The organism is Variovorax sp. ISS6 (assembly GCF_056523145.1).
On record NZ_JAWRZC010000001.1, the window covers coordinates 2523841 to 2543667 of the forward strand.

Sequence of the window (19827 nt, forward strand, 5' to 3'; positions counted from 1 at the left end):
AGTTCTGCGGACCCCCGCTTTCTCCGAGCACCGCAGGTTGCCCGTAGCGAAGCGGAGGGACACAGACAGTTGGGGTCGCCTTCTCTTTGGTTACTTTCTCTTGGCGAGATGTATGGACCGGGGACCTGGGTAACAGGTGTGCGCGGACATGGGAAACACGTTGTCAGGTTAAGGCTTCGTGGGGATCGATTTCAAGTCGATCTGCATGAATGGGTGGTGGCAGAACAGCACGTTGAAGCGCCCGTCGTGCGCGGGATCTGCCCGGAACGCGATGGGCAGCTTGAGCAGGCAGTTGGGTACCTTGAGCCTGTGGCCTCGGAAGTTGGCTTCCCCGTTGTGCTTGACGGCGACCACCGTGTCGCCGCGCTCGTACTCGATGGGCGGCAAGTGCTTCGGATAGGGTCTTGGGCTGACCGTATAGCGCTTGGCCGGGGTGAGCAGACCCAGCGCATCGTGCGGGCGCTCATGGTTGTAGATGCCGCGCCAGCGCTCGAAGGCTGCCTGGGCCTGGTTCAGATCGCTGAAGCTGCGTCCTGCGAGCAGTTCGGCCTTCAACGAGCGATGGAAGCGCTCGATCTTGCCGTTGGTCTGTGGGTGGTACGGCGCGCTGTGGCTGACGCGGATGCCCAGCCTGATGAGCCACACGCTCAGCTCGGACAGGCCGTGCTCGGGCTGGCGCGGAGCGCCCCAAGGCGCACCGTTGTCGGAGTTGATGCGAACCGGCAGCCCATAGCGGCTGAAGGCCTGCACCAGGTGGGGGCGAACGCTATCTATGCCCACGCTCGCACAGGCCTTCAGGGCCAGGTTGAAGCGGGAATGGTCGTCCAGCAGGGTCAGGGGATAGCAACGAGCCGTGGCCATGCCGAAGTCGCCCTTGAAGTCGATCTGCCACAAGGCGTTGGGGTGTTCGTGCTCGAAGCGATGCCAGTGTTCGCTGGCCAAGCTGGCCTCGGGCGTGATGAGCCCGTGGCGATGCAGGATGTTGGTCACGGTGCTGGGGGCGGGAACGTCGCTCATGCCCAAGTCGGCCAGTCGGCGGGCGATCTTGCGCCCGCCCCAGGTGGGGTGTGCGTGGCGCAGTTCGATGACGGCCTGCTCGAGGTCGTGAGGGCTGCGCGTGGGCGAGTTCAGCGGCCGCGTGCTGCGAGGCGTACATGCCTGGGCGATACCCTGCTGCGCATAGCGCTTGAGCAGCGCATAGCCGGTCTTGGGGCTGATGCCGAATCGCCGGCACAGCTCACGCCGATTGGCGCCGTCTTGCAGGGCCAGCTCTACGAACTCTCGCTTGGTGTCCATCAGGTCTCTCGGCTGCCAGGGCATAGGGCACTTCCTCGGGCGTATCGACCCAGAAAGTGTTTCCTATGTCCGCGCACACCTGTTACCCAGGTCCCCGGTCCATACAGCGAGACAAGAGAAAGTGACTCGCCCGCCGGGGCGAGACCCGGCCAACGGCCTAAACAAGAAGAGCAACCTCACCCCACCCGCAGCACGCCCTCAACAGCCAATGCAACCCCAGCCAACCGCGAGTCATCCCCTCGAACAGAGGAAAGCATCAACCCAACAGGCAGTTCCCCAGCTGAATGACAAGGCAAGCTGAACGAACACCCATCCATCAAATTGATCGCAAACGTATTCCGCAACAACAGTCCGTTCGCCTGGAAGAACGCCGAATCCTCAGCCAGCGAATCGATGGCGGGCGCCACGATAGGCACGGTGGGACACAACAGCGCATCGAAGCCTTCAAGCCGTCCTTCGACCCGAGAAATCCATTCCCGCCGCCGATCCAGCAGCGCGATGTAATCGGCCGCCCGCACCTCGGTCCCCAAGGCAATCCGCGCCGCAACCCGAGAGTCGAAAGCCTCGCGCTTAGAAGCAAACCGTTCCCGATGCACAGCCGAAGCCTCGATAGGCGACAACCCCCCCGGCGCATTGACCGTCCCGATCTCCGCCAGTTCGCTCAAGGGAATTTCGACGATCTGCGCCCCCGCCTTCGACAGCGCCTGAACAGCCCGCTCGAAAGCCCGCGCCACACCAGGCTCGATCGCATCGAACATCAGCGTCTTCGGCACCGCAAGCCGCAACCCCTGCGCCGGCCGGCGCCGCACCACGAGCGGCGCGTCGGCGATCGCGGCGTCGGCAATCAGGCAGTCCTCCACGCTGCGCGCCATCGCGCACACCGTGTCGAGCGAACGCGCGAGTTCGAAGGCGCCGGTGCGCGGCACGCGCGACTGCGTGCTCTTGAAGCCGACGATGCCGCACAGCGCGGCCGGAATGCGGATCGAGCCGCCGGTGTCCGAGCCCAGGCCCGCGACCGCGAGGCCCAGCGCCACCGACACCGCGGCGCCCGACGAGGAGCCGCCGGGAATGCGCGCGACCTCGGCATCGGCCGGGTTGCGCGGCGTGCCGTAGTGCGGGTTGATGCCCACGCCCGAGAACGCGAACTCGGTCATGTTGGTACGGCCCACGATGGCCGCGCCCTGCGCGCGCAGCCGCGTCACCACGGTCGCGTCGCGCGCGGCCGGAGGCTCGCCCCGGCAGGCGATGGAGCCGGCCAGGGTGGTCTCGCCGGCCACGTCGTAGAGGTCCTTGATCGAGACCGGCAGGCCGGCGAGCGGCGCGGTCTGCACGCCGGCCTTGCGGGCGGCATCGGCATGGCGCGCGGCGGCCAGGGCGGCGTCGGCGTAGAGACGGGTGAAGACGTGCGCGGCCGCGGGCTGCGCGGCGCCGTCGAGCACCTGCTCGATCAGCGCCTCGTGCGTGAGTTCGCCGCGGGCGATGCGCGCGCGCAGCGCGCCGATGGTGGAGTCGTTCTGTGTCATGAAAGAGTTGGCGTTCAGGCGATCACGGGCAGGACGCGCACCGCATAGCGGTGGACGATGCGCCGCTGCAGGCGCGCGTCATGCAACTCGATTTCCATCTGCGCGGCGGGGCGGATGGCCTCGCCGCGCGCGTTGGGCAGCGCCGCCAGTGTGCCGCAGGTCATGAAAAGTCCCTCGGGCTCCTTGCCAAGACCCGGCAGGCCGTCGCGCAGCGAAGCCAGCGGGCGGATCGCGGCCAGGGTGCCGCGCTGGTAGTCGACCCAGCGGCCGTCCTCGAAGATGCGCGAGCGCAGCTCGATGGCGTCCTGGTGCGCCTGCACGTCGCGCCAGCGCCAGGCCGAGGCGGCCAGCGGCTTGGCGCACATCTGCTTGGAGACGGCGACCGAATAGCTCTCGACCTGGCGGTCGGTGTGGTCCGAGGCCACGCCGAGCCACCACTCGCCCCGCGAGAAGAACAGCAGCGGTTCGGCCTCGCCCGAGCTCTGGTCGCCCAGGGCCTCGATCTCGGCGGACTGCGTGAGCAGCAGCGAGGCCATGCGGTAGTACAGCGGCACGCTCGAAGGGCGCGGCACGCCGAGCGCGGCCAGCTCCTCGATGTGGTGCTCGATGGCGGCGCTGTCGCGGCCGGTCCAGCCGGCCACCACCAGCGCGCTGGGCGCGACGGCGTGCAGCGCGCTGCTGCGGGTGCCGTCCTCGGCGATGCTTTCGCACGCGATGTGCAGGGTGTTGCGGGTCATCGCTTCAGGCCTCCAGCGGTTCGTGCGCGGTCTCGCGCGCCACCAGCAGCGCGACCAGCGTGAGGCACAGCGCGCCGGTCACGTAGAGCGAGACCGCGAGCGTGCTGCCGTAGGACTTGAACAGGCTGGCGATGATCAGCGGCGCAAAGCCGCCGCCGAGGATGCCGGCCAGCGTGTAGGCCAGCGAGGAGCCCGCATAGCGCACGCGGTTCGGGAACTGCTCGGTCACGAAGGCGGCCTGCGGGCCGTACATCATGGCGTGGATCACGAGGCCGACCACCACGGCGGCGCAGATCGCGAGCGGCTTGGCGCTGTCCATCAGCACGAAGAACACGAAGGCCCAGACGATGCCGCAGAGCGCGCCGATGATGTAGACCGGACGGCGGCCGATGCGGTCCGACAGGCTGCCGAACCAGGGCACCGAGATCGCGTTGCAGGCCGCGCCGATCATGGTCGCGGTCAGCGCCAGCGGGCGCGACAGGTGCAGCACGGTGGTCACGTAGGTGAGGGTGAACACCACCACCAGCGCATAGAGCACGTCGGAGCCGATGCGCGAGCCGCCGGCCACCAGCAGGCGGCGCCAGTGCTGGCCCAGCACTTCCTTGATCGGGGTCTTGGCGGTCTCCTGCTTCTGCTCCATCTCGCGGAACACCGGCGTTTCCTCGACGCCGCGGCGCAGCCACAGGCCGAACAGCACCAGCGCCACGCTCGAGACGAAGGGGATGCGCCAGCCCCAGGACTGGAAGTCCTCGGGGCTGAGCCAGGCCGAGACGGCGGCGATGAAGCCGGTGCCGATCAGCGTGCCGGCCGAGGGGCCGACCTGCGTGAACGAGGCGTTGCGGCCGCGCTCGTTCGGCTTGCCGTGCTCCATCGACAGCAGCACCGCGCCGGCCCATTCGCCGCCGAGCGCCACGCCCTGCACGAAGCGCAGCGCGACCAGCGCCACCGGCGCCCAGATGCCCCAGCTCGCGTAGGTCGGCAGCAGGCCCATGAGGCCGGTCGACACGCCCATGATCACCAGCGTGGCGACCAGCACGAAGCGCCGGCCGAGCCGGTCGCCGAGGTGGCCGAAGACGACGCCGCCGAGCGGGCGCGAGATGTAGCCGACCGCGTAGGTCGAGAAGGCGAGGATGGTGCCGGTCAGCGGATCGAAGGAGGGGAAGAAGATCGCGTTGAAGACCAGCGCCGCCATGATGTTGTAGACGGTGAAGTCGTACCACTCGAGCGTGGTGCCGATGGAGCTGGCCATCGCGAGGCGGCCCATCTTGGCGGGCTTGGCGCCGTGCGCGGCGGACGCGGCCGGGAGAGCGTGTTCGGTCATGAGGATCCTGGAACGAGGAAGAAGGTGAAGGAGGCGGTCGGTCAGGCCAGCTCGCCGGCGTGCAGCTTCCAGCCGAGCGCGAGCAGCCAGCCGCTCGCGGGATCGGCATCGAGCGCGGCGGCGGCCGTGGCGCGCGCGGCGCGGGCCGCGTCGGCGCCGCTGGTCTCGACCACCAGCATCGGCTGCAGCACGCGGCCTTCGCTGCGCTCGCGCGGCAGCGGCGTGCTCAGGGCGACGTCGGGTTGCAGCAGGAAGGACTGGACGAAGCCCGGCTGCCCGGCGAGGCGGCGGCCGGCCTCGACGGCGCGTTCGGCGAGCGCCGCTGCATCGGTGGCCACCTCGAGCGGCAGCACCGCGATATGGCTGCCGCTGCCGAAGCCGGTGACGGCGCGCACCGCGCAGACGCGGCGGATCGGGTCGCGCATGCGGTCGAGGTTGGCGATCGACCACGGCGTCTGGCGCTCGAAGGCGGCGCGGTAGCCGGCCGAGCGGAACACCTCGAGCGAGGCGGTGCGGTACAGGCCGAGGTAGCGGCGGCCGCCTTCGAGCGAGAAGTAGCGCGCGCCGGAAAGGAAGCCGGGAATGCGCACGCGTTCCTCGACGTGCTCGCGGTCGTACCAGCGGTTGAAGTCGGCCTCGTCGGCCGCGGGATCGACGTCGCAGGCGACGAAGAGCAGGCCGTTCTCGGCGGCGGAAGGTTCGGAAGCGGTGGCGGTGGAAGTCATGGCGGCGGAAGCGGGAGCGGGCCTTCGAAAAAAGAAGGCGCGATCTTCCGTCGCGGGGTCAGGCTGTCACAAACGAGTTTTTCTGGGCGACAGCCACAAGAATTACTGGCCCCTCGCTGGGGCGCAAATGCGCTGTTTCGAGGGTTAACCCTCTATGGTTCCGCTCCAGATTGGTGCGACCGCCGCGGCCGTGAACTGGTCGGAGGCCCGGCAGGCCAGTTCGGCCACGAGCCGGATGGCGTCGGAGTCGGCGGCCTCGAGATGGCTCACCACCAGCCGCTGCGGCGAGATCAGCGCATCGCATTCGATGATGCGCACGTCGCCGGCCGCCACGTACTCGTAGACCGGCGGCAGCGGCACCAGCGCATTGCCGAAGCCGGCCTTCACCAGCCGCGCGAGCGCCGAGATCGAGCTCACGCAATGCACCTTGCCCAGCGGGATGCCCACCGCGCGGTAGAGGTTCTTGAGCGCCTCGTGCGGCTGCGAGCCCGGGCTCATGGTCAGCACCGGCTGGCGCAGCAACTGCTCCACCGTTTGCGTGCCCTCGGCGCTCATCTGCCCGACCCAGCCCATGGGCATCGGCAGGCAGGGCGTGCTCACGATGCCCGCGCCCGCGATGTGGTCGGTCTGCAGCGCGATGTCGAGCGCGCCCTCGCGCAGGCCGCGGTGCAGCGCCAGCGTGGTCTCGGAGGTGAGCTGCACCTCGATGCCCGGATAGGTGGAGCGCAGGTTGGTGAGAAAGCCCAGCAGCCAGGTGTGGACCACGGTCTCGATCGCGCCGATGCGCACCAGGCCCAGCAGGTCCTCGCGCGGGCGGCCCAGCGAGACGATCTCGCGGCGCAGCTCGAGCAGCCGCTCGCCGTAGTCCATCAGGCGCACGCCGACGGGCGTGAGCCGCAGCTCGCGCGCGTCGCGTTCGAACAGGCGCGCGCCGATGTCTTCCTCGAGCGAGGCGACGCGGTTCGACACGGCCGCCTGCGTGATGTGCAGCCGGTCGCTCGCGGCCCGGAAGCTGCCCAGCCGCGCGGCCCAGAGAAAGGCTTCGACGAATCGTGTGTTCATGCAGGTGTGTCCGCGGGGATTGTGCCGGCAATCGCGCGGCGGCCACCCCGGGACGGCCCGCATGGCTACTTCGCGGCGAGGGGGAGGGTGAGCGCGTCCAGCACCGGCACCACCGCGGCCGCGTCGTTGCTCGCGAGCAGCACCAGCGCCCCGTTCGTGGCCGGCGAGAACGCGAGCAGCGCGCGGTAGCCGCCGGTCTGGCCGGTGTGGAAGTAGATGCGCCGCTGCGCGCCGCCCGCGGCCGGATCGCGCATGCGCAGCGCATAGCCGACGTCGTACTCGCCCTGCGCCGACAGCGGCTCGCGCAGCCGCTCGGCCGCGGCGCCCAGCGGTCCTGCGCGGCCGGCCATCAATGCGCGTGCGAACAGGAGCAGGTCGGGCACGGTGCTGCGCAACGCGCCGGCCGCGGCCAGCGCGCCGAATTCCCAGGGCGCGCGCGCCGCATCGCCGGCGTAGCCCTGGGGCAGCCGCTTCGCGCGCGCCGCGTCGAGGTGCTGCACCGTGTCCTTCATGCCCAGCGGCACGGCGATGCGCTCGCGCACCAGCTGGTCCCAGGGCCGGCCATAGCGCTCCGACAGCAGCTGCCCGACCAGCGCGATGCCGAGGCTGCCGTAGCGCGGCGCGCACGGCGGCGACTGCGCGAGCTCGAGCGAGGAGAGCGCCACCATCAGGTGGGCGCGCGTGGGCCTGGCGAAGGGATTGGAGTCGGGCCCCGGCGGGCGCGCCGGCAGCGCGGGCAGGTTCGGCAGACAGGCCGTGTGGGTGATGAGCTGGCGCAGCGTGATCGCGGCCACGGGCGGCGGCAGCGTGGCCTTGTCGGCGAGCAGCCGGCCCAGCGTGTCGTCGAGCGAGAAGTCGCCGCGCTCCACCGCTTGTGCGAGCAGCAGGCCGGTGAAGACCTTGCTGATCGATCCGATCTCGAACACCGGTTGCGCTTCGCCGGGCGTCATCGCCCTGGCCGTGCCGGTGTGCCGGGGCGCGTTGCGCAGGATGGCGAGGTGCGCCATGCCCTCGCGCCAGGTGCCGGCGACGACGGTGCCGGGGCGCTGGCCCAGCACCTCGGCGGCCAGCCGCGCGGGCGCGGTGTCGAAGCCCGTCGCGGGCTGAGCGTGGGCCGCGGCGAAGGCGAACGAGGAGAGTGCGAGCGCGGCGAGGCGGGCGCGCGGGAGCGGATGGCGAAGCATGGCGATGAGGGCTCGGTGTGGCGGATGGCCGCGCATCTTCGGGCGCCGGCCCATCGCGCCGCAACGCGCCCGCGGCCGGGCTTCGTCACCCGCGTAACGGCCGTAACCGGCCGGGCGCCGCGTGGCCTCATGCATAATTAAATGAGAAACGTTCTTATTAACTTGCAAGCCGGCGCGATCGAGCCATCCGCCCGGCCCGTGCCCGAATCGCCATGTCCGCCCCTGCCACCACCGCCGAATCCGCCGGCGACGTCGCGAGCCTCTATGCCGAGCACCACGGATGGTTGCGGCACTGGTTGCGCGCGCGGCTGGGCAATGCCTGCGACGCGGCCGACCTCGCCAACGACACCTTCGTCCGCATCCTCGCCAACCGGCGCCGCCAGCACTGGGGCGAGGAGCCGCGCGCGCTGCTCACCCACATCGCCAAGGGCCTGGTGATCGACCACTGGCGGCGCGCCGAGGTCGAGCGCGCCTACCTCGAGGCGCTGGCCCACCGGCCCGAGGCCGAGGCGCCGTCGCCCGAGACGCGGCTGCTGGTGCTGCAGACGCTGCAGCGCGTCGATGCGCTGCTGCGCGCCATGCCGGCGCGCACGCGCGAGATCTTCCTGCTGGCGCAACTCGATGGCCTCGGCTACGCGGCGATTGCCGCGCAGTTGCGGACCTCGGAGGTCACCGTCAAGCGCCACATGCGCAAGGCCTTCGTCGCCTGCCTGGCGGCCGCATGAACCGCGTGGGCGTTCCGCAGGAACCGGGTGCGGCGCTGCTCGGCGAGGCCGCCGACTGGATGGTGCGCCTCGGCGGCGGCCCGGCCGATCCGCGCGAGCACGAGGCCTTCGCGCGCTGGGGCCGGCAGAGCGCCGCCCATGCCGAGGCCTGGCGCCGCGCGACCTCGGTGCAGTCCCTGTTCGCGCAGGTGCCCGAGGGCGTGGGCGGCGACGCGCTGCGCCGCGTGCGCCCGCGTGGCCGGCGCCAGGCGCTGCATCTGCTGGCCACCGTGGCGCTCGCCGCGCCGCCGGCCTGGTGGCTGTGGCGCGAGCAGCCGTGGCAGGACTGGGTCGCCGACCTGCGCACCGCCACCGGCGAGCAGCGCCGGCTCACGCTGGCCGACGGCACGACGGTGGTGCTCAACACCGCCACCGCGCTCGACGTGCGCTTCGATGCCGAATGGCGCAGGCTCTGGCTGCATGCGGGCGAGATCCTGCTGACCACCGGCCACGACGCCTTGCCGGCCTCGCTGGCGCGGCCTTTCGTGGTGCAGGCGCCGCAGGGCACGGCGCGCGCGCTCGGCACGCGCTTCACCGTGCGCCGCGAGGCCGACAGCCTGCGCGTGGCGGTCTACGAGGGCGCGGTCGAGCTGCGTTCGGCCGCCACCGGGCAGACGCGGATCGTGCCCGCGGGCATGCAGGGCGCGATCGGCCCCGCGGGGCTCGGCGCCGAGGCGCCGGCCGACCCGGCGGCGCTGATGTGGGAGCACGGCATGGTCGTGGCCAAGGACATGCGCCTCGACGCGCTGGTGGCGGAGCTCTCGCGCTACCGCGGCGGCGTGCTGCGCTGCGATCCCGCGGTCGCCGCGCTGCGCGTGTCGGGCGCCTTCCTGCTGCGCGACACCGATGCCAGCTTGGCGCTGCTGGCCAAGACGCTGCCGGTGCGCATCGGCGGCATCACGCGCTACTGGACCGTGGTCGAGGCGCGCTGAAAAAAAGCTGATCCCTTTTTCGCGCTCGCGCGGTGTACCGGAAGAAGGGCCTCGAGACCGAGGCCTGCCCTTTCGTCCACCGCCTGCATGCAGCACCAAGAAGGAAGCATCTTGTCCGTCCGCCGTTCCTCCGCGCCCCCTCCACTCGCCCGCACCGCGCGCGCCCTGTGCCTGGGGCTTGCCTTCGCCGCCCTCGGCTCGGCCGCCGGCGCCCTCGCGGCCGAGCCCGCGCCGCCCGAGGCGCGCGCCGACTACGACATTCCCGCCGGCCCGCTGAGCCATGTGCTGGCCCAGTTCGCGGCCCAGGCCGGCGTGCCGCTGTCCTTCGACCCGGCCACGCTGGACGGCCTGCGCAGCCCCGGCCTGCGCGGGCGCTTCGGCATGCGCGAGGGCTTCGCGCGGCTGCTCGCGGGCAGCGGCCACGCGCTGGTCGACAAGGGCAGCCGCAGCTATTCGCTCGGGCGCGTGGCCGCGCCGGCGGCGGTGGCGCCGCCGCCGTCCCCGGCGGGCGCCGCGCAGTTGCCCGAGGTGCGCGTGAACGCCGACCCGGCGCCGCCCACGCTGGCCGACGACACCGGCTTCGTCGCCCGCCGAAGCGCCATGGGCACCAAGACCGACACCGCGCTGGTCGAGACGCCGCAGGCGATCTCGGTGATCAGCCGCCAGGAGATGGATGCGCGCGGCGTGCAGAGCGTGACCGAGGCGCTGCGCTACGTGCCCGGCGTGGCGATCGAGACCTACGGCCCCGACTCCAAGGGCTACGACTGGCTGATGATCCGCGGCTTCAACGGCCAGGCCACCAGCGACTACCGCGACGGGCTGCGCCAGGCCAGCTACAGCTACGCGTTGTTCCGCACCGAGCCTTACGGCATGGAACGCATCGAGGTGCTGCGCGGCCCCTCGTCGGTGCTCTACGGCCAGGCCGAGGCCGGCGGGCTGGTGAGCCGCACCAGCAAGCGGCCCACCGGCACGCGCCTGCGCGAGGTCGAGGCGGGCGCGGGCACGCACGAGGTGAAGCAGGGCGCCTTCGACATCGGCGACGTGGCCGGCGAGGACGGCCGCGTGGCCTGGCGCCTGACCGGCTTCGCGCGCGACGGCAACAACGTGTTCGACGACCGCAACGACCGCGCCTACCTCGCGGGCGCGGTGCGCTGGAAGCTCTCGGGCGACACCGAGATCACCTTCCTGGCCGACTACCTGCGCGACCGCAGCACGCTCGCGAACAACTGGTCGTGGACCTGGCCCGGCCCGGTGCCCACGCACATCTCGTACTCCGAGCGCGGCTTCGACCGCTTCCACCAGAACCAGGGCTCGGTCGGCTGGGAGCTCGAGCACCGCATCGGCGAGCAGTGGCGCCTGCGCCAGAACGCGCGCGTGGGCGATGTCGACGTGCCGGTGTTCAACAAGACCATGCTCAACGGCCTGCGCGCCGATGGCCGCACGCTCAACCGCTATGCGTTCCGGCGCGAGGAGAACCTGCGCCAGGTCGCGATCGACAACCAGCTCGCGGGCCGCGTCGCGCTCGGCGACACGGTGCACGAGTTGCTGCTGGGGCTGGACCTGTCGCGCGTGAAGGCCCACGCGCAGCGCTGGATCGGCGCCGAGCCCACGCTCGACCTGCTGGCGCCGGTCTACGGCCAGGCCTTCGCGCTGCCGGCCACGGCCCAGCTCGACAGCCGCGTCGCGCAGTACCAGAGCGGCATCTACCTGCAGGACCAGGTCCGCTTCGGCGAGCGCTGGCTCGCCACGCTCGGCGGCCGCTGGGACCGCGCGCGCACCACCACCGACAACCGGCTCAACGGCCAGCGCCAGGCGCAGCGCGACCAGGCCTTCTCGGGCCGCGCCGCGCTCAGCTACGGCTTCGCCAGCGGCCTGGTGCCGTACGCGAGCTATGCCACCTCGTTCCTGCCGCTGATCGGCACCAACACCGCCACCGGCGCGGCCTTCGAGCCGACGCGCGGCAAGCAGTTCGAGCTCGGCCTCAAATACCAGCCGCCGGGCAGCGACAGCCTCTACACGGCCGCGCTGTTCGACCTGCGCAAGACCAACGCCGCCACCACCGACGGCCTGACCGGCTTCACGCGCCAGGTCGGCGAGACGCGTTCGCGCGGCCTCGAGCTCGAGGCCAAGACCAGTCCGGCGCGGCGCTGGAACCTGGTCTTCAACTACACCTACAACGACGTCGAGGTCACGCGCAGCGACGTGAAGAGCGAACTGGGCCGCCGCCCCGCGCTGGTGCCGCGTCACATCGCCTCGGTCTGGAGCGACTACCGCTTCGACGGCGCGCTCGCGGGCTTCGGCGTGGGCGCCGGGCTGCGCTACGTCGGCAAGACCTACGGCGACGCGGCCAACCAGATCGCGGTGGGCGGACGCACGCTGCTCGACCTCGCGCTGTACTACGAGCTGCCGCACTGGCGCTTCGCGCTCAACGTGAGCAACGCGCTCGACAAGCGCTACCTCTCGACCTGCGCGAGCAGCGCCTGCTACTGGGGCGCCGAGCGCAGCGCGCTGCTGAGCGCCAGGTACAGCTTCTGAGCCCGCGGCGGTTCAGCCGCGCGCGGGCAGCACGTTGCGCGGGTCCTGCCGCAGCACCAGGTCCCAGAGCTGTTGCCCGGTCGGCGCGCGCGACTCCTCGCAGACATGCGCGACCAGCCCGGCCGCGCGCCCGACCAGCGCGAGGCCGCGGCCCAGCAGCGGGTCGAGGCCCATGTCGGCGAGCACCGCGCCGTTGGCGCCGGCCGCGTTGAGCGGCAGGTGGCGGCCATGGTCCTCGCGCAACACCTCGACCAGCGCGAGCGCGAGGCGCCAGTGGCGCCCGAAGTAGCCGTTGGCCTTCGACACGGCCAGGAGCGTCGGCACGCGCGGATCGCCGTCGACATGGATCGGATGCCCGATGCCCGGGATGCTGCGCTTCGCCTGCCGGCGCTCGCGCACCAGCGTGGCCGCGCGTTCGCGCACTTCGGCATCGCTCGCGTCGTCGGCCAGGCCTTCGGCGGCCGCGAGCAGCATCTCGCTGACGTTCTGCACTGTGCCGAGGAAGTTCGAGCCCGCGCCCAGCAGGCCCGCGGCCACCGCGCCCTGCAGCGACTCGGGCGCGCCGAGCCAGGTCATGCGCGTGGCGATCGCGCTCGGCGTGAGGCCGTGGTCGGCCGCGGTCACCAGCAGCATGTTGACCATGGCCTTCTCGCGCGGCTCGGGCAGCCGCGCCATCGCGAGCAGCCACAGCATCTCGACGAAGTCGAGCTTGCCGATGATCTCGGTGGCGAGGTTCATGCCGCGCACGTGGATCGCGTCGGGGGTGGTGTAGCCGATCTCGGTCCTGATCGTCATCGCCGGCCCCTCAGCCCGCCAGGCCCACGGTGATGCCGCCGCAGACATAGAGCACCTGGCCCGTCATGAACGAGGCCATCGGGTGCATGAAGGCATCGACCGCGTGCGCCACCTCGGCGGGCTCGCCGAAGCGCTGCACCGGAATGCCCTCGGCGATGCGCCGCGTGCGCGGGCTGTCGGCGGGATTCGCGGCCTTGAAGGCCTCGGTGGCGATCGGGCCCGGCGCCACCGCGTTGACCGTGATGCCCTGCGCCGCGAGCTCGAGCGCCCAGGTGCGCGTGAGCGCGTTGAGCGCGCCCTTGGCGGCCGAGTAGCCGCTGCGCAGCTCTTTGCCGAGCGCGGCGCGGCTCGTGATGTTGACGATGCGTCCGCCGCCGGCCGCGCGCATCGCGGGCAGCACGGCCTGCACGCACTGCAGCGCTGCGCGCGCGGTCACGCCGATCTGCAGGTCGAAGTCGTCGAGCGAGGTGGTCTCCAGCGGCGCCGGGCGGATCGCGGCCACGTTGTTCACCAGGCCGGTGAAGCGGTGGCGGCCGCAGGCCTCGGCGAGCGCGGCCGCGAGCGCCGCGCGGTCGCCCATGTCCACGCGCAGGTGCGTGCCGCTGCGCGCATCGGGCGGCGGCTGGAGGTCGAGGCTGGTGACCTGCCAGCCGCTCTCGATGAGGCGGCGGCAGATCGCGAGGCCGATGCCCGAGGAGCCCCCGGTGACGAGGGCGTGGCGGTCGGTGCTTGGCGTGGAATTCATGGCGTGGCGTGATGCGGTGAGGAGGTCTCGCTGCCGGCGCCCATGCGCCGCAGCACTTCGATGCGTGCATCCTTCTTCGAGGCCTTGCCGTTCGCGGTGCGCGGCAGCGCGTCGAAGAAGTGCACCGCCTTCGGCGTCTTGACGGGATCGAGCCGCTCGCGCACCCAGGCGACGAGCTCGGCGGCCTCGCAGGCCGCGCCCTCGCGCAGCTGCACCGCGGCATGCACGGCTTCGCCCCACTTGTCGTCGTCGACGCCGATCACCACGCAGTCGTACACGGCCGGATGGCGGCCCAGCACGTTCTCCACGTCGGTCGGGTAGACGTTGAAGCCGCCGGTGATGATCAGGTCGCGGATGCGGTCCTTGAGGAACAGGAAGCCGCGCTCGTCGAGATAGCCGCCGTCGCCGGTGCGCAGCCAGCCGTCGTGGAAGGCCTCGGCGGTCTTCTCGGGCTGCTTCCAGTAGCCCGACATCACGAGGTCGCCACGCACCACCACCTCGCCGCCCTGGCCCGGCGGAAGCAGCGTGCCGGACGCGTCCATGATCGCGACCTCGGTCATCAGCGCGGCGCGGCCCACCGACTCGAGGTTGCGCGGATCGAGCGCGTCCTCCACCGGCATGTAGGAGATGATGGCCGGCGCCTCGGTCTGGCCGTAGCCGGTCTCGACATGGCCGAACACCTGCTGCGCCTCCACGATCTTCGCGCTGCGCATCGGCGCCGCCGCATAGACGAAGTGGCGCAGCGCGCGCCAGTCGCGCCCGCGGGCCGTCGGGTCCTCGAGCAGGCTGTAGATCAGCGTGGGCGGCATGAACACCGCGGTCACCCGGTCGTGCTCGAGCTGGTCGAGCACCTCGCGCGGCTTCGTCGAGCGCGGCAGCAGCACCGTGCCGCCGCTGCCGAGCACCGGCAGCAGGAAGGTCGAGGTGCCGTGCGTGATCGAGGCCACCGCGAGGTAGCGCTCATCGGCGTCGAGCTTCATCGCCTGCATGATCGAGACGATGGTCGTGTTCCACGCGCGGTAGCTCTGCATCACGCCCTTGGGCGCGCCGGTGGTGCCGCCGGTGAACTTGATCGCCTGGATCTCGGCCAGGTCGTGGCGCACCGGCACGGGCCGGTGGCCCGCATGCGCGGCCAGCAGCGCCGAGAGTTCGCAGTCGGTGGGCGCCGTGCCGAGCGCGCCCGGCCGGTAGACCACGCGCGGCGCGCCGGTGGCCTCGAGCTTGGGCGCCTGCTCGTGCTCGGCGATCACCAGCGCGGCCTCGGTGAAGTCGACGATGCGGCACAGCTCGTCGGCGCCGGCGCGCGGATTGAGCGGTACCCAGATGCGGCCCGCGAGCAGGGTCGCGAACAGCGACACCACGTGGGCGAGGTGGTTGCCCGCGCAGATCGCGATGCGCCCGCGCGGATCGGGCACCAGTGCCTGGAACGCGGCGGCCAGCGCCTCGGTGCGGGCCAGCAGCTCGGCGTAGCTCAGCGCGCCCTCGGGGCCCGAGAGCGCGACCTTGTCGGGATGGCGGCGCGCGGCGCGCAGCAGGAAATCGATCGGCCGCATCCGCTCACTCCGCCTTCGCGCCCGAGACGCGCACGATCTCGGCCCACTTGTCGTACTCCTTGCGCACGAACTGGTCGAAGGCCGGCTGCGGCATCGGCAGGATGTCGGCGCCGAGGTCGCGGTAGCGCGCCTTCACGCGCTCGCTGCGCAGCGCCTTGTCGACCTCGTCGTGCAGCCGCGCCACCACCGGCGCGGGCACGCCGGCCGGCACGAACAGGCCCGACCAGGCGGTGGACTCGTAGCCCGCGAGGCCGGCCTCGGCCATCGTCGGCACCTCGGGCAACAGCGGCGAGCGCTGCGCGCCGGTGACTGCCAGCGCGCGCAGCGAGCCCTTGGCGATGTGCGGCAGCGAGGTCGGCAGGTTGTCGAACATCAGGTCGATCTGGCCGCCGATCAGGTCGGTCAGCGCGGCCGCGCCGCCGCGGTAGGGCACGTGCAGGATGCTCACGTGCGCGAGGTGCTTGTAGAGCTCGCCCGACAGGTGGATGCTGCTGCCGTTGCCCGAGGAACCCATCGTGAGCTTGCCCGGCGAGCGCTTCGCGAGCGCCGTGAGCTCGGCCACCGTCCTGGCCGGCAGCGCGGGATTCACCACCAGCACGTTGGGCACCGAGCCCACCATCGCCACCGGCACGAAGGCCTTGCGCGTGTCGTAGGGCAGGTTGCCGTAGAGCGTGGGATTGATGGCGTGCGTGCCGACCGTGCCGAGCATCATCGTGTAGCCGTCGGCCGGCGCGTTGGCGACCTCGCGCGCGCCGATGTTGCCGCCGGCGCCGGGACGGTTGTCCACGATCGCCGGCTGGCCCAGCGCCTGCGCGAGCTCGGTGCCCACGAGGCGCGCGAACAGGTCGGCCGCGCCACCGGGCGGGAAGGGCACGACCAGGCGCAGCGGCTTGGCGGGCCAGGCGGGGGTTTGCGCCATGGCGCCGGTGGCGAGGGCGGCCAGCGCGAGGGCGCCGGCGCCCAGGAGGGAACGTCGTTTCAAGGCTTGTCTCCGAAAAGCGGGAAGAAAAAGAGAGGAAGGGCTCAGGCCGATGCGCCGGGCGCGCGCGCGATGCCGTGGCGCAGGCCGCCGTCCACCGGCAGCTCGGCGGCATTGATGTAGGCGGCCTCGTCCGAGAGCAGGAAGCAGGCGGCGTTGGCGATGTCCCAGGCGCTGCCCTGGCGGCCGAAGGGCAGCGGCCCGCTCGCGCGGCCCGGGCGCGCGGCGCTCGCGGCGCGGCCCATGGGCGTGTCGATCAGGCCCGCGCGCACGATGTTGGCGCGGATGTCGCGCCCATGGCCCTCGAGCGCGACCGCGCGGCACAGCGCCGAGAGCGCGGCCTTCGAGCTCTCGTAGGCCGGGTTGCGGCCCGCGGGCATCAGCGCGGCCAGCGAGGAGACGAACACGATCGCGCCGCCGTGCTGCATGGCGGGCAGCGCCGCCTGCGCGCACAGCAGGTGGCCGCGCAGGTTCACGCCGAGGATCGCGTCCCAGCTCTCGGGCGTGACCTCGGCCAGCGGCCGGCGGTCGCTGATGCCGGCGTTGAGCACCAGCGCGTCGAGCACGATGTCGCCCTTGGCCAGCGTGGCGAACAGCGCGCGCACCTGGGCCGGGTCGCCGATGTCGGCGGCCAGGGCCACATGCCGCGCACCGGGCGCCTGCGCCTCGAGCGCGGCCACCGTGTGCCGCGCGGCCTCGAGGTCGCGATCGGCGCACACCACGCGCGCGCCGCGCCGCGCGAGCCGCACGCAGATCGCGCGGCCGTTGCCCACGAGCTGAGGATCGCCGCTGGCGGCCTGGCCGCCACCCACCACCAGCACCGTGCGGCCGGCGAAATCGCGCCTTGTTTCTGAGAACGTTTCCATATCGATTCCAAGGTTAAAGTGAGCGCCCAGGAGGCCGCAATCCATGGAACGTTTGCATAAGGGAAAACTATGAGCCGAACGCCCAGCCAGGCGGTCTCGCTGCGCGACGTGGCGCGCGCCGCCGAGACCTCGGTGGCCACCGTCTCGCGCGTGCTCAACCACAGCGGCTATGTCAGCGCCGAGGTGCGCAAGCGCGTCGAGAAGGCCGCGCAGGGCATCGGCTACGTGCCGAACTTCAGCGCGCGGCACCTGAAGACCGGGCGCAGCAAGGCGATCGGCTTCATGGTCTCGAACATGGCCAATCCCTTCCTCTCGGCCTTCTTCGCGGCGGTCGAGGCGCGGCTGCAGTCCGAGGGCTTCTCGGTGCTGGTCGGCAGCACCTTCGACCAGCCGCAGCGCGAGGCGCAACTGCTGCACCTGTTCGAGAACCGCCGGCTCGAGGGCGTGTTCGTCTCGCCGAGCCGCGAGGACCTGCCCGCGGCGCAGGACGCCTTCGCGCGCTGCAAGCTGCCGCTGGTGGTGCTCGATCGCGAGACCGGCTTCGAGGCCGACGCGGTCTGCCAGGACCACCGCCAGGGCGTGGCCACGGCGGTCGACTACCTGGTGTCGCTGGGCCACCGGCGCATCGCGCTGTTCGGCCCCAATCCCGCGATCCGGCCCGGGCGCGAGAAGCTGCTCGGCTACCGCGACGGCCTGCGGCGCGCGGGCCTCGGCTACGACGAGGCGCTGGTGTGCATGCTGAGTTCGGCCATCGAATCCTCGGCCGCGCAGATGGACGCGATGCTCGCGCTCGCGGCACCGCCCACCGCGCTGATCGCGCTCGGCACGCGGCTGCTGTCGGGCGCGCTGCGCAGCGCGCGCGAGCGCGGCCTGCGCATCCCGGCGCAGCTCTCGGTGGTGGGCATCGGCACCGACGACGCCTTCGCGCTGATGGATCCGCCGTTGACCACCTTGCGCTTCGACATCGAGGGCGCCGCGCATGCCGCGGCCGAACTGATGCTCGAACGGGTGGAAGGGCGCGCGCCCGAGGCGCGGCGCAGCGTGCACGTGCCGCTGGCGCTCACCATCGGCGCGTCGTGCGCGGCGCCCGCGCGCTGAGGCGCGGCAGGGCGGCGTTCAGGCCGCGTAGAAGAATTCCTCGCGCACGATCTTGCCGTCCTCCACCGTGTAGAGCGCCATCTCCTCCATGGTGAAGCGCTCGCCGCTGGTCTTGAAGGTGGCGTCGATCTTGAAGCCGACGATGAAGCGGTCGTCGTGCGGCCACGGGCCCGCGACGATCATGCCGTGCACCTCGTGGTTCGAGGTCCACCATTCGCCCTTGCCGCGGATCGCCTCGATGCCGCGCACCTCGCGCGCCATGTCGGGCGGGCCGCCGGCCTCGACGCTCACCGCGTCGCTCGCATAGAGCGCCAGCGCTTCCTCGTAGGCGCCCTGGCGGCACAGCTCGACGAGCGTGTTGGCGATTTCCATCGTGTCCATCGTGGTCATGGGTAGCGGCCTTTCTGCGGATCGCAGCAACGGGGTTGGGGGGAATGGGAACGGCTGGAGTCAGTGTAGGCCGCCGGTCGCGCGGCGCCCATCGGGAAAGACCGGGAATGACAAGCGCGCCGGGCCGGACTCAGTCCGGCGCGTTGAGCGCGCGCATGCTGTCCACCGCCTCGCCCGAGGCCCAGAGCAGCGTGTTGAGGTAGGTCTCGATGCGGTCCACCAGCGCGGCGCGCGGGCCCTCGCGCCATTCGGTCGAGCCGTAGAAGGCCGACTGCTCGGCCTCGAGCGCCGCGCGATCGGCATAGGCGCGCACGAGGTGGTAGCTCTCTTCCTCGTGGTCGCTGCGGCCGTAGCTCACCACGTCCATGCCCCTGGCGCGCAGCATGGGCACGGCGCGCGCGTGCATGGCCTCGTGGAAGGCTTCGAGGGTGCCGGGTTTCAGCCGGTAGGTGCGGATCTCGAGCAGTCGCCGGGTCATGAGGATGTCCTTCCTGGGTGCCGGCCACCGTTGTACCGCGTGCCGCGCCGGCGAGCCAGCGCGGCGTGCTTCAGCAGAACACGATCGCCGTGCGATGCGCGATGCTCAGCCGTGCCGCCTCGTACAGCAGCAGCCAGGCCGCGTACTCGCGGTAGAGGCCGTTGTCGTCCTCGATCAGCGCGTCGATGCGCTCGGCCTCCTCGTCGCCGAGCTTGCCGTTGTTCAGGTGGATGCCCAGCGCGGGCGCCACGTAGACCAGTTCCTCGAGCAGGCGGTACGAGGAGCCGAGCATGCCGCCGGGCAGGCCCAGGGCTTCGTCGTCCTCCTCGTCCTCTTCCTCGTCCTCGATGTCGTCTTCCTCGGGGCCGCGCGAGAGGTCGACGTCCTCGTCGTCCTCTTCCTCGTCCTCTTCCTCGGCTTCATCGTCCTCGTCGCGCTCGTCGAACAGCACTTCCTTGAAGTCCACCGGCACGTAGAAGCCCTCGGCATCCGAATGGCACAGCAGGTGGCTGTCCTCGCTGTCGAGCAGGGTCTGGATCTTCGGGTCGGCCGTGGGATCGACGTCGTCGGCCAGCGGCGTGGCCACCCAGTCGGGCGCGAGCACGCGGTGCGCGTAGGCGCGGCGCAGGTAATGGATGAAGGAGTAGGGGAAGCTCTCGATCGAGGCGCGCGAATCGAACTCGATCGCCTCGCGCGGTTCGGTGTGCGGCGGCAGGCCGGCGGCGGCCAGCACGCGGTTGACTTCCGCCAGGTCCTCCTCGAACGCCTCGGCGCCCTCGGGATCGTCTTCGAGCAGCTCGGCAAGCATGCCGACGCAGATGGCCAGGCCCATGGATCACTCCTC

The 19827-nt window shown here is 71.6% G+C and carries 19 protein-coding genes; 4 read left to right on the forward strand and 15 right to left on the reverse strand.

The window, feature by feature from the left end; translation table 11 throughout:
• Positions 1 to 168: 168 nt before the first annotated feature.
• The 7 genes from AC1HIL_RS11515 to AC1HIL_RS11545 form a co-directional block, all read right to left on the reverse strand.
• A complete protein-coding gene (locus AC1HIL_RS11515; protein WP_479670417.1) occupies positions 169 to 1320 on the reverse strand; it encodes an IS481 family transposase in 1152 nt (383 codons plus the stop codon).
• Between the two features lie 152 nt (positions 1321 to 1472).
• Entirely contained in the window at positions 1473 to 2819 is a 1347-nt protein-coding gene (locus AC1HIL_RS11520; RefSeq protein ID WP_479671840.1) for an amidase, read from the reverse strand.
• Between the two features lie 14 nt (positions 2820 to 2833).
• Positions 2834 to 3556: a DUF2848 domain-containing protein gene (locus AC1HIL_RS11525; RefSeq protein ID WP_479671841.1), complete on the reverse strand. Its 723-nt coding sequence runs from the start codon at positions 3554 to 3556 to the stop codon at positions 2834 to 2836.
• A gap of 4 nt (positions 3557 to 3560) precedes the next feature.
• Positions 3561 to 4877: an MFS transporter gene (locus AC1HIL_RS11530; RefSeq protein ID WP_093348525.1), complete on the reverse strand. Its 1317-nt coding sequence runs from the start codon at positions 4875 to 4877 to the stop codon at positions 3561 to 3563.
• 41 nt (positions 4878 to 4918) lie between these two features.
• Positions 4919 to 5602 carry a hypothetical protein gene (locus tag AC1HIL_RS11535; protein ID WP_413764279.1) on the reverse strand — a complete coding sequence of 228 codons (684 nt, stop codon included), beginning with the start codon at positions 5600 to 5602 and terminating at the stop codon, positions 4919 to 4921.
• 144 nt (positions 5603 to 5746) lie between these two features.
• Complete coding sequence (locus tag AC1HIL_RS11540) at positions 5747 to 6664, reverse strand: LysR family transcriptional regulator (RefSeq protein ID WP_261217785.1); 918 nt, start codon at positions 6662 to 6664, stop codon at positions 5747 to 5749.
• Between the two features lie 65 nt (positions 6665 to 6729).
• Positions 6730 to 7848 carry a serine hydrolase domain-containing protein gene (locus tag AC1HIL_RS11545; RefSeq protein ID WP_479671842.1) on the reverse strand — a complete coding sequence of 373 codons (1119 nt, stop codon included), beginning with the start codon at positions 7846 to 7848 and terminating at the stop codon, positions 6730 to 6732.
• 212 nt (positions 7849 to 8060) lie between these two features.
• Between AC1HIL_RS11545 and AC1HIL_RS11550 the strand changes: the two genes are divergently transcribed.
• The 3 genes from AC1HIL_RS11550 (at position 8061) to AC1HIL_RS11560 (ending at position 12079) form a co-directional block, all read left to right on the forward strand.
• The gene (locus AC1HIL_RS11550; protein WP_057596386.1) at positions 8061 to 8573 is read left to right on the forward strand and encodes a sigma-70 family RNA polymerase sigma factor; all 513 of its coding nucleotides are present in this window, start codon (positions 8061 to 8063) and stop codon (positions 8571 to 8573) included.
• Complete coding sequence (locus tag AC1HIL_RS11555; protein ID WP_479671843.1) at positions 8570 to 9544, forward strand: FecR domain-containing protein; 975 nt, start codon at positions 8570 to 8572, stop codon at positions 9542 to 9544. Before AC1HIL_RS11550 ends, AC1HIL_RS11555 begins: the two co-directional genes overlap by 4 nt.
• Before the next feature lie 111 nt (positions 9545 to 9655).
• Positions 9656 to 12079 (forward strand): TonB-dependent siderophore receptor, encoded by a 2424-nt coding sequence (locus tag AC1HIL_RS11560; RefSeq protein WP_479671844.1) that lies wholly within the window; start codon positions 9656 to 9658, stop codon positions 12077 to 12079.
• A gap of 12 nt (positions 12080 to 12091) precedes the next feature.
• On the opposite strand, the gene AC1HIL_RS11565 is transcribed toward AC1HIL_RS11560, so the two are convergent.
• From AC1HIL_RS11565 to AC1HIL_RS11585, 5 genes are read right to left on the reverse strand one after another with little or no spacing between them, the layout of a single operon-like run.
• Positions 12092 to 12874: a citryl-CoA lyase gene (locus AC1HIL_RS11565; RefSeq protein ID WP_057596389.1), complete on the reverse strand. Its 783-nt coding sequence runs from the start codon at positions 12872 to 12874 to the stop codon at positions 12092 to 12094.
• A 10-nt stretch (positions 12875 to 12884) separates the two neighbouring features.
• Complete coding sequence (locus AC1HIL_RS11570; protein WP_479671845.1) at positions 12885 to 13619, reverse strand: SDR family oxidoreductase; 735 nt, start codon at positions 13617 to 13619, stop codon at positions 12885 to 12887.
• On the reverse strand, positions 13616 to 15172 hold the full coding sequence (locus AC1HIL_RS11575; RefSeq protein ID WP_479671846.1) for a class I adenylate-forming enzyme family protein: 1557 nt from the start codon (positions 15170 to 15172) through the stop codon (positions 13616 to 13618). Before AC1HIL_RS11575 ends, AC1HIL_RS11570 begins: the two co-directional genes overlap by 4 nt.
• 4 nt (positions 15173 to 15176) lie before the next feature.
• Positions 15177 to 16154 (reverse strand): tripartite tricarboxylate transporter substrate binding protein, encoded by a 978-nt coding sequence (locus AC1HIL_RS11580; RefSeq protein ID WP_479671847.1) that lies wholly within the window; start codon positions 16152 to 16154, stop codon positions 15177 to 15179.
• A gap of 41 nt (positions 16155 to 16195) precedes the next feature.
• The gene (locus AC1HIL_RS11585) at positions 16196 to 17017 is read right to left on the reverse strand and encodes an SDR family NAD(P)-dependent oxidoreductase (RefSeq protein WP_479671848.1); all 822 of its coding nucleotides are present in this window, start codon (positions 17015 to 17017) and stop codon (positions 16196 to 16198) included.
• Between the two features lie 69 nt (positions 17018 to 17086).
• Here AC1HIL_RS11585 and AC1HIL_RS11590 point away from each other — a divergent pair, with 69 nt between their 5' ends.
• Complete coding sequence (locus AC1HIL_RS11590; RefSeq protein ID WP_261217758.1) at positions 17087 to 18115, forward strand: LacI family DNA-binding transcriptional regulator; 1029 nt, start codon at positions 17087 to 17089, stop codon at positions 18113 to 18115.
• A gap of 18 nt (positions 18116 to 18133) precedes the next feature.
• Here the strand turns inward: AC1HIL_RS11590 and AC1HIL_RS11595 are convergent, their stop codons facing one another.
• The 3 genes from AC1HIL_RS11595 to AC1HIL_RS11605 form a co-directional block, all read right to left on the reverse strand.
• Positions 18134 to 18505, reverse strand: a complete 372-nt coding sequence (locus tag AC1HIL_RS11595; protein WP_261217756.1) for a nuclear transport factor 2 family protein — start codon at positions 18503 to 18505, stop codon at positions 18134 to 18136.
• Between the two features lie 130 nt (positions 18506 to 18635).
• A complete protein-coding gene (locus AC1HIL_RS11600) occupies positions 18636 to 18983 on the reverse strand; it encodes an NIPSNAP family protein (RefSeq protein ID WP_479671849.1) in 348 nt (115 codons plus the stop codon).
• Between the two features lie 70 nt (positions 18984 to 19053).
• Positions 19054 to 19815 (reverse strand): hypothetical protein, encoded by a 762-nt coding sequence (locus tag AC1HIL_RS11605; RefSeq protein WP_057596396.1) that lies wholly within the window; start codon positions 19813 to 19815, stop codon positions 19054 to 19056.
• Positions 19816 to 19827: the final 12 nt, after the last annotated feature.

Excerpts from the sequence above, each read along its gene's own strand:
- AC1HIL_RS11540 (WP_261217785.1), bottom strand. The coding sequence starts at position 6,664 with ATGAACACACGATTCGTCGAAGCCTTTCTCTGGGCCGCGCGGCTGGGC.
- AC1HIL_RS11545 (WP_479671842.1), bottom strand. The coding sequence starts at position 7,848 with ATGCTTCGCCATCCGCTCCCGCGCGCCCGCCTCGCCGCGCTCGCACTC.
- AC1HIL_RS11530 (WP_093348525.1), bottom strand. The coding sequence starts at position 4,877 with ATGACCGAACACGCTCTCCCGGCCGCGTCCGCCGCGCACGGCGCCAAG.
- AC1HIL_RS11565 (WP_057596389.1), bottom strand. The coding sequence starts at position 12,874 with ATGACGATCAGGACCGAGATCGGCTACACCACCCCCGACGCGATCCAC.
- AC1HIL_RS11600 (WP_479671849.1), bottom strand. The coding sequence starts at position 18,983 with ATGACCCGGCGACTGCTCGAGATCCGCACCTACCGGCTGAAACCCGGC.
- AC1HIL_RS11590 (WP_261217758.1), top strand. The coding sequence starts at position 17,087 with ATGAGCCGAACGCCCAGCCAGGCGGTCTCGCTGCGCGACGTGGCGCGC.
- AC1HIL_RS11550 (WP_057596386.1), top strand. The coding sequence starts at position 8,061 with ATGTCCGCCCCTGCCACCACCGCCGAATCCGCCGGCGACGTCGCGAGC.
- AC1HIL_RS11555 (WP_479671843.1), top strand. The coding sequence starts at position 8,570 with ATGAACCGCGTGGGCGTTCCGCAGGAACCGGGTGCGGCGCTGCTCGGC.
- AC1HIL_RS11520 (WP_479671840.1), bottom strand. The coding sequence starts at position 2,819 with ATGACACAGAACGACTCCACCATCGGCGCGCTGCGCGCGCGCATCGCC.
- AC1HIL_RS11605 (WP_057596396.1), bottom strand. The coding sequence starts at position 19,815 with ATGGGCCTGGCCATCTGCGTCGGCATGCTTGCCGAGCTGCTCGAAGAC.
- AC1HIL_RS11525 (WP_479671841.1), bottom strand. The coding sequence starts at position 3,556 with ATGACCCGCAACACCCTGCACATCGCGTGCGAAAGCATCGCCGAGGAC.
- AC1HIL_RS11595 (WP_261217756.1), bottom strand. The coding sequence starts at position 18,505 with ATGACCACGATGGACACGATGGAAATCGCCAACACGCTCGTCGAGCTG.
- AC1HIL_RS11515 (WP_479670417.1), bottom strand. The coding sequence starts at position 1,320 with ATGCCCTGGCAGCCGAGAGACCTGATGGACACCAAGCGAGAGTTCGTA.
- AC1HIL_RS11575 (WP_479671846.1), bottom strand. The coding sequence starts at position 15,172 with ATGCGGCCGATCGATTTCCTGCTGCGCGCCGCGCGCCGCCATCCCGAC.
- AC1HIL_RS11535 (WP_413764279.1), bottom strand. The coding sequence starts at position 5,602 with ATGACTTCCACCGCCACCGCTTCCGAACCTTCCGCCGCCGAGAACGGC.
- AC1HIL_RS11570 (WP_479671845.1), bottom strand. The coding sequence starts at position 13,619 with ATGAATTCCACGCCAAGCACCGACCGCCACGCCCTCGTCACCGGGGGC.
- AC1HIL_RS11585 (WP_479671848.1), bottom strand. The coding sequence starts at position 17,017 with ATGGAAACGTTCTCAGAAACAAGGCGCGATTTCGCCGGCCGCACGGTG.